We start from the raw sequence: 14822 nt of genomic DNA on the forward strand, positions 1-14822 counted from the left end.
TCCACGAAATGCCCCGGAAACGCCTGTTGGCGACCGCGGGCGCGCGGATCATACAAGCGCGCACGTCCGTGCGCGAGTGCGGCGGCGCCTCACGTCGCGTGATGGTTGCTCACACCTGCTGATGAAGAATGGCCATGGCGGTCAGCCCGCAAAGTCGGTGGCGGGTGCGAGCGTGCGCAGCGCGCGCTTGAGGCCCGCGGTGCTCGGGCTCTCGACGAAGACGCATTGCTTGCCGGTGCGCTTGCAGTGGTCCTTCACGCGCCAGTAGGCGTTGTGGCTGATGCAGCCGGTCTGGCAGATGACGAGGTCCGCCGCGGCCAGCGTGGCGTCGAGCCTGGCAGGGCTTTCCTCCTCGCCGCCGTCGTGGTGCAGAAAGCGTCCGCCGGTCTTCTCGACGATGTAGCGGTAGACCGGCACGCTGGCCGGGCGGCCGCCGACGCACAGCACCGCGCGGTCGTGAAGGCTGGGTGTCGCGGCAGTGGGCTGTTCAACGGCGGCTGCGTCATTGCGCTGTGCCAGCGCGGCTTCCAGTTCGGCCGCACGGCGACGCTGCCGATTGGCCTCATGCTGGGACTGCAACAGCCCATGCTCCAGCGTGCGGATGTGTTCGATCTGCCGTTCGTTGTCGCGCACGAGTTCGATGCGCGACGTCAGCCCCGGCACCGTGGCTTCCAGTGCGGCCATGTCCTCACGCAGAGAAGCCGCCACCGTCTGCACCACCGCGAGCTGCGCACGCAGGCGCACGACCTCGGCCTGCTGCGACTCCATCTGCCGCGCATGCTCGGCACACAGGCGCGTGCTGCGCTGTTGCGCCGCGCCGAGCTGGCGCGAGAGCACGGCGTTCTCGTCGATGAGCGACTCGAAGCGTTCCAGGTCCACGCGGCGGGCCATGCCCATCTGGTGCTGGATCATGTGGATCTCGCCCAGCACCTCGTGCTCCAGCTCGGACGTGCAGCGTGCGTGAGTGAGCGTGGCCCACAAGGCGCCGGCCAGGTCCTTGCCGCGCGAAGCGTCGTGCCACCACTGGCGCAGCGCGTCGGTGGACTTTGCCTGTGCGGCACCGCGCAGCGACAGCATGAAGCGCCGGTCCAGCTCGCGCTGCACCGCTTCGGCGATGGCGCTGCGCTTCTGGCACTCGGCGATCACGCCGCAGTGCAGCTCGTAGTCATCGGCCAGCGTCTGGCCATGCAGCACCTTGTCCACCAGGCGGCGCAGCGCGGCCATGGGCAGGCAGACGCCGACGATGGGGCAGTGCGCATGCGTGCCGAACTCCCAGATGCGGCGGCGGCGCGAGCCCGTGGGTGCGGCCGGCTCGGCGTGGGCAGGGGTGGGTGAGGCGCTTTCGCACATGAGGACATCTCCAGCTCGGGGTCAAGGACGCGCGGGCTGGCGATGGCTGGCGATGGCGCAGTGGCCACTATAATGCGAACGATTCTTATTTGCAAAGGCGATGCGAGTCGACAGGCTCGGGCAATCGCACAAGGCAAGGCCAAGGGACAGTACAACGATGAACGACACCGAACGCCAGACGCCCAGTCCGCCGACTGAGACGCCTGCAGCGCAACGGCAGGAGCAGGTGCTGTGCAGCGAGCAGCTCTTTCGTGGCGCACAGGAGGTGCTCATCGAGCATCACGGCGCCATCTATCGATTGCGGCAAACCTCGCTGGGCAAGCTCATCCTCACGAAGTAGTTGCTCCGCCGGTTCGTGACTTCTGCACGGTGGCGCGACAACAAAGGCAAACAGGTCTGAAACGAGACCTCGTCTAGGATGGCCGCTCCGAGGCATTCACCCCCGTCGATGGACACGACAACACGCCGCCGATTCCTTCAACTGAGTTCAAGCCTTGCCGCGTTGTCTGCCTTGCCCGGGTGTGGCGGCGGCAGTTCCAGCCAGTCGGCGCCGCCTTCTCCACCACCACCACCTCCGCCTCCTCCCGGACCTTCTTCGCGGCCGGCCTGGGCCAGCGGCGTGGCATTGAATGCCGCCGTGGCGGTCCCGGGCAGTACCACGGGTGTTCCGGCGGCAGGCATCAATGCGTGGGGCTGCCTTTCGCTGAACGACGGCACCTTGTATTCATCGGCCAATGGCGGCCATGGCGACTCGGCCGACAACGGGGCCTACGCGCTCGATCTTCTGCAGGACGCACCGGCCTGGCGCACCATCGTCGCGCCCAGCACATCGGTGCAGCCCAACGTGGCGTACTACACCGACGGCAAGCCGGCCAGCCGCCACGGCTACCAGCACGCCTTCTACATCGCGCAGCGCAACCGGGTGATGCTGTTCGGCTTGCGCTTCAGCTATGGCGCGGCCTACCAGTTCCCGACGGTCGATGGGCACAGTGTTGGCAACGCCGCGGCGTGGGACCCTGCGGGAACCTACCCGGACGTGCCCACCGGCGGCAACTACGGCGTGGCCCACGACCCGCGCAGCGGCAACGTGTGGACCAACGCCGGCAAGCTGTGGAACCAGGCCGCGAACACCTGGGGCAGTCCGGGCACGTACACCGGCAAGCTGCGCTGGGGCTGGCAGTGGGATTCGAAGCGCTCGCGCTTCGCAGGGTTCCAGTGGGGTGATGGACAGGGCTATGGCGCCCCCGAGTTGCTGGCGCAGTTCATGAACCCGGACACCGGGGCGGCCACGGACATTGGATGGGCGAGCGATGCGGAGACGGTCGCCTCGCTGGCGCAGATCGCTGCCGCGAACCCGGGCTCGGCGACGGTCCCAGCGTACGAGTGCAGCTGCTACGACGCGGCCAATGATTGCTTCTGGCTTTACTACGGCAGCACGGCGTCGTCGGATGCCGCGCAGGTGTTCTACAAGATCACGCCGCAGGATGGGGCCGCGGGGTGGGGGATGCGACGGGTGACGTTTGGCGGGACGGTGCTGCCGTTGATGACCGGGAGCGGGATCAATGGGCGGTTGCGGTATGTGGTGAAGCTGGGTGGGTTTGTGTTGATGCCGACGGCGGCGGCGGGGGCGGGGGTGTTTTTTGTGAGGACGAGTTGATCAGACGCGCGCCTGGTATTCATGCCAAGCAGACCCCCTGCGCCAAAGGCCAGGGGGTCCACTCTCTCACGATGCCACTGGAGCCTCACACGCGCACAACATCCAGGTAGGCCTTGTAAGACGCGTCGCCGTCGCTCAGGAGTGCGGACTCGCGGTGGTATTCGATGCCCCAGAAGTTCTGCCGAGGAACGTTGGCCAGCAACACCATCTCCTTGGCCGACAAGGCAAAGCCCGATGCCGCGATGAAGTCGTCGCCGGTACCCAGCACATCGTTAGCCGCTTTGGCGAGATCCGTTGCAAGCGCACCCCAGACCGATTCGCAGACCTTCGCGGCGTCCGGACCCAACAGCCCCCCGCACCCTGCAGCCACGCCCTTGCCGGCGAGAGCCACGGCCTGCTTGACGAGGCCGAGGTACTTGTCCCGATCATCGGTGTCGTGCTCAAACAGCGAGAACGAGATTGCGAACCCGCCGGGAATGCCGCGGTACAGCTCGACCGTGTCCGGCCGAGAATCGCCGTCATCAACGTCGTCGTAGATCTGGGTCAACGACGCCGCTGCCCGATAAGGGGGCGGCGGAACCACGCCGAAGATCAGGTAGGGCTCGTCCGATCCGGCCCCGCTGGTTTCGCCGAAGCAGTACAAACCCTTGTAGCGCACCGCGACGTCTCCCAGGTCGATGGCCCCGGTGTCGTCCCACCAGTAAATGTTGCCGTGCTGGAATTCAGAAACCCGGCCGCCATCGGCGTAGTCTTTCTCGTCCGAGGTCGGCAGGCCGAGCCAGCTTTGCTCCCATCCGAGCACGGCCCAGCGGTCGCGGATTGCGCCGGCAACGATGTGGGCCCCCGACACGTAGGACCAATAGATCGACCCTCGCTGGAAGTGGTTGTAGCGACCCGATCCGGCCGGCGTCGCGAGCTCGTCGGTGGTCGGGTAGCCCAGCGGCCCTCGCTCGGCGCCTTGCGCGATGTACTTGTCGAGGATCGAGCCGTGGACCCAGCAGGGGGCCGCAGGCGGCAGCAGGTAGATGATGCCGTTCTGGAAGCGGCAAAAGTACCCGTCGCCCGCGCCGAAGTCGACGTGGCCGATCGATTGACCCGTTGCGCCGCCAAGCGCGATGCGCTTCTGTTCGATTGCGATCGCCGCCTTGTGCAGGCCTTCCAACACGCCGTTGAACCGACTCTGAACGGTTGTCGTGAGGCTCTCGTTCAGCAGGTCGGCATGTGCAAGCGGGACCTTCGTTGCGGCGGTTCGGGCTGTTGTGAATGAAGTGGCCATGATGAAGTTCCTTTCAGAGGTGCACCGCAGTGCGTTGAGGGATCGGGTTGACGAAGTCAGAGTAGGAGGATCCGCGCGCTGGCACCTCCGGCAAAGGTACTTGGGAGCCTCCGACGGAAGTCGGATGGACATTCAACTTGGATTGACTACAGTCGCGCCGATGGAAGCTGCGAACGCCCGGCCCGTGCTGATGGTCGACGACCATGTGATGTTCCTGCAGGGACTGAAGAACCTGCTCAGCGTGCTGGTGCCCGATCTGCGTGTCGACACCTGTGGTGACCTCGCACAGGCGGCGCAATTCGTCCTCCTGACGCGGTACGACTTGGTGCTGCTCGACTGGCATCTCGCCGAATGTGATGGTGCAATCTCGTTGCTGCGGCTGCGCGAAGCGGGCTGCATGTCACGCATCGTGGTGCTGTCGGGTGAGACCAGCGTCGGGCTCATCCGCGCATGCATCGAAAAGGGGGCTGCCGGTTTCATTCCGAAGACTTACAGCTCCGAAATGATGGTCGCCGCGCTCGGCAAGGTGCTGGACGGGCAAATCTTCGTGCCGGCCGAGGCGCTGCATGCATCGGGTACGAACGCCGGTGGGACAACCGCGCCCGCGAGGGAAGGTCAGTTCGCCGGTCTCACGGCACGGCAGATCGAGGTCTACCGTGCAGCGACGCGCGGGCTGCCCAACAAGCTGATCGCGCGCGAACTGGGCATTGCCGAGTCGACGGTCAAATCACACCTGACCGCCGTGTTCTCCGCGCTCGGCGTGAGCAACCGAACCGAGGCGGCCTACCAGGCTTCGCGAGATGGCACCCGGATTAGCTGACAGGACGGATGCGGACAATGCAGCGGCGCGCGAGGTGCGCATCATCGAGAAGGTCGACGCCCTGTGCCTGAAGCACATGCTGGTCTTCGCGCGGCGTGGATTCCAGTCTCTGCCCATCGTGCTCGTCATCGCCTACCTGGCCTTCCAGGATGGTGCGGGACTCTGGGTCGTTGCGTGGCTGGCCATTTGGATGGTCGGGCAGGCGCTCATTCGTCGCGCGGCGGGCCGGTTGCAGAGGCGGGCCGAAGCGGCGCCTGCTCAGGCACTGCGCGCCATGACGCGGTTATTTGCCCGCTCCGGAATTGTCGCAGTCGCGCTGATGCCGGTGTTCTTTCTTCGCTCCACCGACGTGGTCCTGCTGTTTGTCTCATTCCTGCTCTCGACTCAGGGTGGCGGGCTCGTGATGTTGGCATCGGGCATTCAGCGTGCATGGTTGTCCTACGCCGGACCATTCGTGGTCGTGATGATCGTCGGGTGGCTCTGGCGTGGCGGTGCAATGGGCTATGTGATGGCGTATGTGATGGCCACGACAGTTCCTCTCTCCTTGATGTCGGTTCGAGCGCAGCGCAAGGAATTCACCGACCAGGTGCGTCTGCTTGACGACAATGAGATCCTGTCGGCCTCGCTGAAGGCCGAACGCGATCGGGCTGAAGCCGCCAGTGCATCGAAGACACGCTTCTTCGCGGCTGCCAGTCACGACCTGCGTCAGCCCCTGCACGCGCTGTCGATTAACGCCACGACGCTCGATCTGGTCGCACGCCGCTCGGGCGACCCGCTGCTGATCGAGCTGAGCCAGGGAATAGGCAGCGCACTGGGCCAGAGTCGCGGCCTGCTCGACGGGCTGCTCGATATCTCACGCCTTGATGCGCATTCGGTCTCCCTGCACACGGCATCGCACGACGTGGCCGCGCTGATGGAAGCCGTACGCAATGAATTCGCGGCATTGGCGAAACAACGGGGACTGTCGCTCGAAATCGATGCCGGGCCCCTGTGGGTGCTGACCGATGCGGACCAGTTGTTACGCATCCTGGGCAACCTGGTCGACAACGCCATCAAGTTCACGCCTCGAGGCGGAGTGCGCCTGCAGGCAAGGCACGCCCCAGACGGGCGTGTAATCGTCAGTGTCAGCGACAGCGGACCGGGCATCGCCGAAGCCGAGCGCGAGCGAGTGTTTGAGGAGTTCTACCAGGTCGGCAATCCGTCGCGCGACCGCTCGCAAGGACTGGGCTTGGGGCTGGCGATCGTCAGGCGCACGGCACGGCTGCTCGAGATTCCGCTGGAGTTGGTTTGCGAGCCCGGCCGCGGAGCCCGATTCGAGCTATCCCTGCCCGCGGCCGCGGCGGGGGCTGCACCGCCCCTGCCGCCGAACGAATCCGGCATCGGCAGACCGCTTTCGGTGTTGATGGTCGACGACGAGCCCGACGCGCTGCGCTCGCTATGCACCTATCTGCGCGAGATCGGGTGGACGGCCCGAGGCGTTGCCTGTGGCGACGACGCGCAGCAAATCCTTGATGATGGTTTTCGCGCCGACGTACTCGTGGTGGACTTCCGACTGCGCGGCGAGACGGGTCAGGATGTCATCACGAGACTACGCATGCGCAATCCGGGTCTACCGGCAGTCATCGTCAGCGGCGACACCTCGGCGCAGCGGCTGCGTACGTTTTCCGGCCTTGCGGCCGTCGTCTTGCACAAGCCCATCGACGGGGCTCGTCTCGCCCAGGCATTGTCCGAGACTGTCAAGGCAAGCACAGTCAGTGCGTCGTCGGAAGTTCAAAGGGGAAGAGATGATGGCTGATCAATTCACCGGTCGCCGCGCCGTGGGTGTCGACGACGGTCTCGGCAGCCCGTGCGCTGTCCGATAGTGCCACGGCGTTGCTTCCGATTGCACCGACGCCCCTTCACTCGCTATGTCCTCGGCTCGCTCCGATCTCCTCGCACCAGCGAGCACACATACAGCACCAGCGCCGCCAGCACAGCCGACTCCAACCCCGCCGCCACCACCCACGCCGCCAGCCCCAGCGCAGCCAGCGAGCGACCGGCTTCCTCCAGCGCCGATCGCGCCAGACGCCAGCCGATGAGGATCAGCGTCCCCGCCATCGCCGGAACGGAGATGTGGGCGAGCGCGTCACTCGCCGCCGTGGCAATCGCGAACAGGATCAACGCCGACAGAACACCAGCCACCCGCGACGTCGCTCCAGCCGACACATGCGCCGCCGAGCGATTGAACGATCCCGACCCCGCAAAGCCGCTGGTCACCGAGGCCACCATGTTGGCAACACCTTGCGCAAACAGATCGCGCGCCGGGTCCGGCGGAGGGTCGGATCTCGATGGCGTGATCGACTGGGCAATGATCGCCGTCTGCAGCCCACCCACGATTGCGATCGCCACGGCGCTTTGCAGCAGTTGCCTGACGATGTAGAGCTGGTCCCAGTCCATGGCCGGCGACGACAGCGGCAACAGGACGAGTTGCACGTGGCCAATGCGCTCCAGCGCGCAGGCATCGCGGCCGAAGACGAACTCCAGCGCCACGGCCATCAACGTGCCGCCGATCAACGAGGCCACCAGCGGCGAGAGCACACGCCAGCGCAGCCGCGAAGACACCGCGCCGACGAGCAGGGCCGTCAGCACCACGGCGATGGAACTGGGGTTGGCCCGGTCGATGTTGACCACCGCATACCACGGTGCCAGCCACGGCGCCTCGCCGGGAACCGACAGCAGCGACAGCGCCACCGGTACTTGCGTCGCGATGATCACCAGCCCCACGCCGAGGGTGAGCCCATGGGTCACGAAGCGCGGCAAGCGTGCCAGCAGCGTGGCTGCGCCCAGGGCAGACCCCAGCACCTGCAGGATGCCCACGATGGCCGCCAGCGACCAGGCCAGCTTCACGAACTCCTCGCTGTTCGGCGTGGCAAATGGGGTGATGGCCGATGCCGTCATCACCGCCACCGCAGTGTTGGGCCCAGAGAGCAGTCGTTGCGACGCGCCCAGCAGGCACGCGGCGATGACCGGAAAGATGGAGGCGTAGATGCCGGCCTCGGGCGGCAACCCTGCGATGGCCGCCAGCGCGACGGCCTGGGGCAGCATCAGCAGGGCCGACACCCAGCCCGCATGAAGATCGCCACCCCACACCGAGAGTTGCCAGCGGACCCAGGGCCTCAGCCGCGATGGCGACCAGTTCCGCGCATGCAGCTCGTGGTCTGTGCCGATCAAATGCTGAAGCTCGTTGCGCATGGTCTTCATCGGCTCAGCAGCCCGCTGAGCAGGCCCTTGCGCGGATCGGGCCAGCGTTCCTGCAGGGTGATCCATGCGGCCAGGTCGAGCGCTTCCTGGTCGCTCAAGGTCGGGTTGTCCAGCGGCATGTTGGCCTTCAGGAACCCGGCCAGAAGGTCGACGCGATTGAATCCCGCCCCCTTGTTGAAGCTGTCCATGCCCCACAGCGCAGGCGCCTGGTGCCCGCTGGCCGCATCGCCCCGGCCCGCACCGCTCTCGCCGTGGCACGGTGCGCAGCGCTGGGCGTAGAGCGTCTTGCCGCTGAGCGGGTTCGGATCCGCCCCCGTCCGCGGCACGGTCGGAAATCCGCGCCCCGGCAGCTCGACGCCTACCGGGCGGCCGCGTGCCAGCCACTGGGCATAGGCGACGAGCGCGCGCACCTCATGGCCGTCCACCGGCGGCGAGAAGCCGTTCAAGCTGAAGCGAAAACACTGCTGGATCCGTTCCTCGAACGTGTTGACGCGGTCGTTCTTGCCGAGGTACGCGGGGTACATGCCCCACGCGGCCCACATCGGCGCGGCATCGGCGCGGCGTCCGGCATCGAGGTGGCAGTTGGTGCACGACAGCGCATTGCCGCTGTAGCGGCGAGCATGGCGGGGTGTGTCGGTGAAGATGCGGTAGCCCTGGCGGACGAGTTCGCCGTACTTGTCGTGCGGCAGCGCATCGATGCCTGCGGCCTCGGCCACCTCCGCTCGCGGGTTCTCGTCACGCAACGCACGCGCATAGGCGGAGTCGCGGCTCCATGCGGACAGCATCCAGACGAGCAGCGCCGCTGCGCACAGCAGGCCCGCCCACGTGCGCTGCCTCGGGGTGATGCGATGACTCATCGGCGCGGGAGCTTGATCGGCATGTCACGCAGCGCGCAGGATGCGGCGTCATGGCGCTGCCTTGGCCGCGGAGAGCAGACGGTTGAGTTCGTCGGCGTGCAGGTCTTCCGGCTGGCCGCGCCAGACCACCTTGCGTTCTTTGGTGATGAGGATGGCGTAGGGCAGGGCGCGGATCTTCAGGCTGTCGAAGAGCTTGCGGTGATCGTCCAGCGCCACGGTGTAGCGGATCGGGATCTTGCGCAGGAACTCCTTGACCACCGGCTCGGTTTCGTCGGTCAGCCCGACGATGACGAGCCCGTCATGCTTCTCGTCATGCAGCTTGTTCAGCTTCGGGATCGTCTCGCGGCAGGGCTCGCACCAGGTTCCCCAGAAATAGATCATGGTCAGCGTCGGCGGCTGGGCCGGCGCGTTGGCGACGTATTGCAGGTTGAGCGGCGGCAGCTCCTGCCCGAGGCTCACGCCGTTGAACAGGCTCAGCGACCACCCGAACGCACTGGTCGAGGCCATGAGCGCCGAGAGGATCAAGATGCGGAAGACGTTGTTGAGCATGGTCGGGTCCGGTGGATGGGGTGTTGGGTCAGTGCTCGGCCGGGCTGACGACCAGGCACGCGTTGCTGCCGCCGAATGCAAACGAATTCGACAGGACGGCACAGGGCTTGTCCAGCCGCTTGGCCCTGCCGCCCACATGGTTCAGATCGCACTCGGGGTCGGGCTCGTCGAGGTTCAAGCCCGGCGGCACGAGGCCATGCTCCAGCACGGCCATGCACGCCGCCAGTTCGATCGCGCCGGATGCGCCGAGCAGGTGACCATGGGCGGCCTTGGTCGAGCTGACCAAGGGCTGCTCGCACTCCGAGAACACTTGCGTGATGGAGCGTGCTTCCACGGCATCGCCCGTCTTGGTGCCGGTGCCGTGGGCATTGACGTAGCCGATGTCCTTCGGCGCGAGGCCGGAGTCTTGCAGGGCCGCCCGCATCGCGGCCACCTGGCCGGCGGTGTCGGGTTCGGTGAAGTGGCGGGCGTCGCTGGAGGCGCCGTAGCCGGCGAGGTAGCCGTGCACGTGGGCCTTTCGTGCCAGCGCGTGCTCATGGGCTTCGAGCACGAAGAATGCCGCGCCTTCCCCGAGCACGATGCCGTTGCGCTGCCGTGCGAACGGCCTGCAGCCGGGTGTGTTGCCGTCGCGGTCGACGGGGGCCAGCACGCGCAAGCCGTCCCACGCCTTGAGCACGCCGTCGCCGAACGGCGATTCGCTTCCGCCGACCAGCGCGATGTCGGTGTAGCCGTGCCGGATGGATCGCAGCGCCTCGCCGATGGCGACCGAGGCGGATGCGCAGGCGGCCGCATAAGCGTGGCTGGGCCCGCGAATGCCGTAGCGGATCGAGACGTGGCTGGCCGGGGCGTTGTGCATGCACCGCAGCAGCGCCAGCGCGGGCATGCGGCCCGACTCGGCGAGCGCTGCATAGGCCTCGGCAACGGAATGGCTCGGGCCCGACCCGTTGCCCACGAACAGGCCTGCGCCCGCCAGCAAGGGCGACCCGCCCGCAAGGCCTGCGTCGTCGAGCGCACGGCCGGCCGCGAGCATGGCCAGCTGCGAGAGTCGGTCGGCCAGCGCGAGTTCGTGCCGACTGCACGGCGCCGCCGGATCTTCGGCGACCCGCGCACCGGCCACCATGCCGCTGTAGCGCGTCTCGAACGGATGCACGGCCGACTCCGCGCCCAGCAAGGCGCTTGCGAAGGACTGCATCGACGCGCCCAGCGGCGTCGACAGCCCGATGCCGGTGATGGCGACCTTACGCACGGGCGAGCAGGCTTTGCTCGACCACGCCCACGAGGTCGGCGAACGAGGTGAGCTTGTCGAGCTCCTCGTTGGAAATGCGGATGTCGAAGACCTTCTCGACTTCGGAGACCAGGTCCAGGAATGCGAGCGAGTCCCCGTGGTCCTCCAGACGGTCGGCCTTGTCGACCGCATCCGGCTCCATCTCGAGACGCTCCGCGACGATGTCGCGCAATTGTTCCTTGATGCTTTTCATGGTGCCTCCCCGGCGATTGTTCAAACGCCCCTTCGACCGACAGCAAGGGCGAAGGGGCGCTACTTCATGACCTTAGTCGGTCTTGCAGCAGCACGACAGCGCTGCGGCAACGGGGCGCGGTGCCTGGACAGCCGGCACGCTCACGCGAACCTTCGCGCCTTGCGAAGAAATCACGCGGACCACTTTGGTTTCGGTCTTCATGTCTAATCTCCCGATAAAAATGCACCCAGGTTGGGACTGAATCTGAGGAAGGGGTGCAGAACTTCCTCAAAGCGATGATGTGAATGCGGCTACTTGATCTTGGCTTCCTCGGACGAGATCAACTGCATGCGCACCTTGAAGTGCGGCCGTGCCTGCGCGGGCAGGGACGACAGCACGATCTGCGGATTCGCTTTCGCCAACTCGTCGTTCAGCGGGATCACCAGCTTGCCGTCGGCATTCGTGTTCCACACCCTCTCGGGCGCGGCCGGAACGGTTTGAGCCGTGGCGGCCTGGCCCGGCGCAAACTCGAATTCGAGCCCGTCGGGCTTGGGCATGAAGAGCGCCCAGATGCCCGCGTGCTTGCGCATGCCTTCGCCGGCGGTCTTCACCAGCGTCATTGCGTCGGCGTACTTGAAGCTGGTCTGGGGCGGCAGCTTGATCAGCACGTCGATGATCAGCGCGACCTTGGTCAAGGTCGGCGTGGAGATCTGGATCATCGGGTCCTCGTCGCGCAGCGAGGCCTCGATGGGAAACGGGATGACGCCTTTGGCATCCAGCGGCAGGCGGGTGCGGCCCTTCTTCGAATCAAGCGTCAGCGCGATGTCGGCGGGCTGCAGCGAATCGTTCATCGCCGCGGCCTTGACCCGGAACACGAGGTTGGCGCGCCGCTCGGGTTCCAGCGAATCGAACTTCTCGAACAACTCGGCGATTTCGGAGTATTTCATCCAGGGACGGTCGAATGCTGCTCTTGCCTGCGCGGCCAGGCCTGCGCATGCCACCGCTGCCAGCATCGAGACCCACCACTTGGCCTTGCTCATGTCGTGTCTCCTGAGGTCTGAAGAGACTGGCCCACGCCCCACTTCACGGCCAGGCTGTCCCATGAATGCCAACCGCCGGGGTTGGCCCGCACGCAGCGCTCCAAGGACGCATGGACGCGTTCGGCCAGCCATGGCAGCGCGTCGGCGTCCGCTGGCGATGCATCGGCGCTGATCGGTTCCTCGAATCGCGTCTCGAATACCCCGCCGCGGCAAGTGGTCGTGCAGTTGACGATCGGCACGCCGTACTTCGCGGCGATCATCAAGTAGCCTGCCGGCATGCAGGCCGGGCGGCCGAAGAAGTCCACGGGAACGACGGCCGCGTTGGCCGGGATGTTGTCGATCATGCAGACCACGACACCGCCGCTGCGGATGGCGTTGAGCACGTCGAGGCCGGCCCGTGGCGAGTCCATCGGGATGAAGTCATGGCAGCGCTCGCCGAACTGCGCCACGCGCTCGCAGATGCTCAGCAGCAGCTTGTCGCGCCTGGGAATGACGATGTGGAAACGCGGCGTCTCGGTCCCATTGCTGAAGGCCGGCCAGCGGCACATCATGGCGTAGTAGAAGCACGAGAACATCGACGCGGTGACGAAGACGCCCTTGCCGCGCGCGGCGGCGGCTTCGAGGTTCGCCAAGCCTTCCACGCGGTTCTTCGACTGGTTGATGCGTTCCACCGTGCGCGGGTTGCCCGCGAGAATGGTCGCGCTGTCGATGGCGTACTCGAAGGAGTTGATGCAGGCCTGCGCAGCGATGACGTGGGCCCGCCAGGAGCTGACACCCAGCGCGTCGCGAACGAGAGGCACGACCGCCGAACGGCATGCGCGCGAGTCGGCCATGAAGCACGCCAGACCGGCCAGCTTGGCCGCCAGGCGCTGCAAGGCTTGCGGCCACCAGACGACCCAGCGCTGCAGCAAAGGCGTGCCGGTGGTGGTGTCAGGCTGCATGCCGGCTCCTCGTGGCGGTGCGCAGCGTCGTCCAGCCCGCGCGGTCTGCCTGCACGACCCGGTCGGCGACCTCGCGGGCCTCGTCGTCGTGGGAAATCACCAGCACGCCGATGCCGCGTGCACGAAGGCGTGGAAGCAGCTCGGCATAGAAGATCTGCCGGAAGCGCTTGTCCTGGTTCGCTGTCCATTCGTCGAAGACCAGGAAGGGCTTCGGGTCGGCCAAAGTGGCAGCCAAAGCCACGCGACCGCGCTGGCCGGTCGACAGCGCGGCGTATTCGACCCATCCGGGCTCGAACGCGCTCAGCTCGGAGAGTCCGAACTTGTCCCACACCGAGAGTGCGGCGTCGATGGAGGCAGGCTGGTCGGGAAACCAGAACTGGGTCTGTTCGTTGCCGCTCCAGACGGCGCCGATGTGCTGGCGGTGGGTCAAGAGCCCTGCCGCGACGACCGGCGCCCCGTCGGCGGTGAGGCAGCCGGACTGGGGCGCATACAAGCCGCACAGCAGCTTCGCGAGCGTGGTCTTGCCGCTGCCGTTGCCGCCTTGCAGCGCGACGATCTCTCCTCGCCTGAGCTCGAAGTCGATGGCCGTCATCGCGAACTCGGTGTCGTTGTTCGGGCCTCGATAGGTGAACGACACGCACTGGAGGCCGATGGTCTCGGGCGGCGCAAGCATGGCCGGCTGTCCGGCAGGCACCGGGGCCGGTTCCTTCTCGGTGCTGAACGACTGGATGGACTTCAGCGCCTGGTCGGCATCGGCCATCTGCTGGGCCGTGCTGAGCACCGAAGAGAAAGGGGTGATGACGAACATGAAGGCGACGATGACGCTGCGCAACTGTTCGTCGGAGGCGATGCCCGGGATGGCGTAGGTCGAGCCGACCAGCAGGCCGATCACGAGCAGGAAGCCCACCTTGGTCAGGGAATCCATGCTCGTCGCAAGGTCGGCCAGGCGCTCGGTGCCTCGCTGCACCTTCTCGAGCTGCGGCCCAAGCAAGTCGTCGAGAAAGGATTGGGTGCGCGCCGAACTCTGCTTGAGCTCTTTCGTGTGGCCGGTGAAGAACTGCAATTGCGCCACCAACTGGCGCCGCTGCGCTGCCACCTGGTTGGTCATCGGCATGAAGCGCCGGAACAGCAGGCTGATGCCCGAGAAGATGGCCGCCTGCGCAATCACGATGATGAGCAGCAAGGCGCCGTTGACCAGGCCCATGTACGCGTACACCGCCACGCAGACCCCGAGGTTGAGCAGCAGCACGGGCATGGCCCAGGCACCTTGCGACACCCGCTGCACCTCGTCGATGAGCGTGGCGGTGAGGTGCTTTTGCCCGATCGCTTCGAGGTGCTGCAAGCGTGCCGCCAGGATGTCGCGCACCAGGAAGCGGCGGATGCGGGTGACCTGCGACAGCACGAGCCGCGCCCCCACATGGCCCGACAGGAACGACAGGGTACCTACCGCGGCGACGAACAGCAGCACCGCGGGTATGGCACCGGCCGAGCGAAGCCACGCGGGGTTGCCCAAGGCTGAATCGAGCAGCGCGACGACGGCCGCGAAGCTGACCCCGCTCGCCAGGCCCAGCGCCAGCGCCCAGGCGAGCGCCCCAGGCGAATGGGTGGCGATCATGCGAAGCAGGCGCATGGGTT

The 14822-nt window shown here is 66.5% G+C and carries 15 protein-coding genes; 4 read left to right on the plus strand and 11 right to left on the minus strand.

Annotated elements, in window-relative coordinates; all coding sequences use genetic code 11:
• Positions 1-141 precede the first annotated feature (141 nt).
• A complete protein-coding gene (locus DZC73_RS24870; protein ID WP_124543064.1) occupies positions 142-1350 on the minus strand; it encodes a DUF2325 domain-containing protein in 1209 nt (402 codons plus the stop codon).
• Between the two features lie 157 nt (positions 1351-1507).
• Here DZC73_RS24870 and hemP point away from each other — a divergent pair, with 157 nt between their 5' ends.
• Together hemP and DZC73_RS24880 are read left to right on the plus strand one after the other, a co-directional pair.
• Positions 1508-1690 (plus strand): hemin uptake protein HemP, encoded by a 183-nt coding sequence (hemP, locus tag DZC73_RS24875; protein WP_124543065.1) that lies wholly within the window; start codon positions 1508-1510, stop codon positions 1688-1690.
• 279 nt (positions 1691-1969) lie between these two features.
• Positions 1970-3007, plus strand: coding sequence for a hypothetical protein (locus tag DZC73_RS24880; protein ID WP_124543066.1), 1038 nt, complete (start codon positions 1970-1972; stop codon positions 3005-3007).
• Between the two features lie 85 nt (positions 3008-3092).
• Here the strand turns inward: DZC73_RS24880 and DZC73_RS24885 are convergent, their stop codons facing one another.
• On the minus strand, positions 3093-4283 hold the full coding sequence (locus tag DZC73_RS24885; RefSeq protein WP_161974728.1) for an LGFP repeat-containing protein: 1191 nt from the start codon (positions 4281-4283) through the stop codon (positions 3093-3095).
• Between the two features lie 124 nt (positions 4284-4407).
• On the opposite strand from DZC73_RS24885, the gene DZC73_RS24890 reads away from it, so the two are divergent.
• Both DZC73_RS24890 and DZC73_RS24895 read left to right on the plus strand, forming a co-directional pair.
• The gene (locus DZC73_RS24890; RefSeq protein ID WP_161974729.1) at positions 4408-5103 is read left to right on the plus strand and encodes a response regulator; all 696 of its coding nucleotides are present in this window, start codon (positions 4408-4410) and stop codon (positions 5101-5103) included.
• The gene (locus DZC73_RS24895) at positions 5084-6898 is read left to right on the plus strand and encodes an ATP-binding response regulator (RefSeq protein WP_124543069.1); all 1815 of its coding nucleotides are present in this window, start codon (positions 5084-5086) and stop codon (positions 6896-6898) included. Before DZC73_RS24890 ends, DZC73_RS24895 begins: the two co-directional genes overlap by 20 nt.
• Positions 6899-7008: 110 nt before the next feature.
• On the opposite strand, the gene DZC73_RS24900 is transcribed toward DZC73_RS24895, so the two are convergent.
• The 9 genes from DZC73_RS24900 to DZC73_RS24935 form a co-directional block, all read right to left on the minus strand.
• Positions 7009-8343 (minus strand): SulP family inorganic anion transporter, encoded by a 1335-nt coding sequence (locus DZC73_RS24900; protein WP_161974730.1) that lies wholly within the window; start codon positions 8341-8343, stop codon positions 7009-7011.
• Positions 8340-9200: a c-type cytochrome gene (locus tag DZC73_RS24905; RefSeq protein WP_124543071.1), complete on the minus strand. Its 861-nt coding sequence runs from the start codon at positions 9198-9200 to the stop codon at positions 8340-8342. Before DZC73_RS24905 ends, DZC73_RS24900 begins: the two co-directional genes overlap by 4 nt.
• A 48-nt stretch (positions 9201-9248) precedes the next feature.
• Positions 9249-9749 (minus strand): TlpA family protein disulfide reductase, encoded by a 501-nt coding sequence (locus tag DZC73_RS24910; RefSeq protein ID WP_161974731.1) that lies wholly within the window; start codon positions 9747-9749, stop codon positions 9249-9251.
• Between the two features lie 28 nt (positions 9750-9777).
• On the minus strand, positions 9778-10995 hold the full coding sequence (locus DZC73_RS24915; RefSeq protein ID WP_124543073.1) for a beta-ketoacyl-[acyl-carrier-protein] synthase family protein: 1218 nt from the start codon (positions 10993-10995) through the stop codon (positions 9778-9780).
• Positions 10988-11227: an acyl carrier protein gene (locus tag DZC73_RS24920; protein ID WP_124543074.1), complete on the minus strand. Its 240-nt coding sequence runs from the start codon at positions 11225-11227 to the stop codon at positions 10988-10990. Before DZC73_RS24920 ends, DZC73_RS24915 begins: the two co-directional genes overlap by 8 nt.
• A 72-nt stretch (positions 11228-11299) precedes the next feature.
• Positions 11300-11428, minus strand: a complete 129-nt coding sequence (locus tag DZC73_RS30530) for a hypothetical protein (RefSeq protein WP_268879061.1) — start codon at positions 11426-11428, stop codon at positions 11300-11302.
• Between the two features lie 89 nt (positions 11429-11517).
• A complete protein-coding gene (locus DZC73_RS24925; protein ID WP_161974732.1) occupies positions 11518-12246 on the minus strand; it encodes a DUF2987 domain-containing protein in 729 nt (242 codons plus the stop codon).
• A complete protein-coding gene (locus tag DZC73_RS24930; RefSeq protein ID WP_124543076.1) occupies positions 12243-13187 on the minus strand; it encodes an LpxL/LpxP family acyltransferase in 945 nt (314 codons plus the stop codon). Before DZC73_RS24930 ends, DZC73_RS24925 begins: the two co-directional genes overlap by 4 nt.
• The gene (locus DZC73_RS24935) at positions 13177-14817 is read right to left on the minus strand and encodes an ATP-binding cassette domain-containing protein (protein WP_124543077.1); all 1641 of its coding nucleotides are present in this window, start codon (positions 14815-14817) and stop codon (positions 13177-13179) included. The genes DZC73_RS24930 and DZC73_RS24935 overlap by 11 nt, the downstream gene beginning before the upstream one ends.
• Between the last annotated feature and the right edge of the window lie 5 nt (positions 14818-14822).

This window comes from Rhizobacter terrae (genome assembly GCF_003852895.1).
Lineage (GTDB): Bacteria > Pseudomonadota > Gammaproteobacteria > Burkholderiales > Burkholderiaceae_C > Albitalea > Albitalea terrae.

Excerpts from the sequence above, each read along its gene's own strand:
- DZC73_RS24870 (WP_124543064.1), bottom strand. The coding sequence starts at position 1,350 with ATGTGCGAAAGCGCCTCACCCACCCCTGCCCACGCCGAGCCGGCCGCA.
- hemP (WP_124543065.1), top strand. The coding sequence starts at position 1,508 with ATGAACGACACCGAACGCCAGACGCCCAGTCCGCCGACTGAGACGCCT.
- DZC73_RS24885 (WP_161974728.1), bottom strand. The coding sequence starts at position 4,283 with ATGGCCACTTCATTCACAACAGCCCGAACCGCCGCAACGAAGGTCCCG.
- DZC73_RS24890 (WP_161974729.1), top strand. The coding sequence starts at position 4,408 with ATGGACATTCAACTTGGATTGACTACAGTCGCGCCGATGGAAGCTGCG.
- DZC73_RS24895 (WP_124543069.1), top strand. The coding sequence starts at position 5,084 with ATGGCACCCGGATTAGCTGACAGGACGGATGCGGACAATGCAGCGGCG.
- DZC73_RS24900 (WP_161974730.1), bottom strand. The coding sequence starts at position 8,343 with ATGAAGACCATGCGCAACGAGCTTCAGCATTTGATCGGCACAGACCAC.
- DZC73_RS24905 (WP_124543071.1), bottom strand. The coding sequence starts at position 9,200 with ATGAGTCATCGCATCACCCCGAGGCAGCGCACGTGGGCGGGCCTGCTG.
- DZC73_RS24910 (WP_161974731.1), bottom strand. The coding sequence starts at position 9,749 with ATGCTCAACAACGTCTTCCGCATCTTGATCCTCTCGGCGCTCATGGCC.
- DZC73_RS24920 (WP_124543074.1), bottom strand. The coding sequence starts at position 11,227 with ATGAAAAGCATCAAGGAACAATTGCGCGACATCGTCGCGGAGCGTCTC.
- DZC73_RS30530 (WP_268879061.1), bottom strand. The coding sequence starts at position 11,428 with ATGAAGACCGAAACCAAAGTGGTCCGCGTGATTTCTTCGCAAGGCGCG.
- DZC73_RS24925 (WP_161974732.1), bottom strand. The coding sequence starts at position 12,246 with ATGAGCAAGGCCAAGTGGTGGGTCTCGATGCTGGCAGCGGTGGCATGC.
- DZC73_RS24930 (WP_124543076.1), bottom strand. The coding sequence starts at position 13,187 with ATGCAGCCTGACACCACCACCGGCACGCCTTTGCTGCAGCGCTGGGTC.
- DZC73_RS24935 (WP_124543077.1), bottom strand. The coding sequence starts at position 14,817 with ATGCGCCTGCTTCGCATGATCGCCACCCATTCGCCTGGGGCGCTCGCC.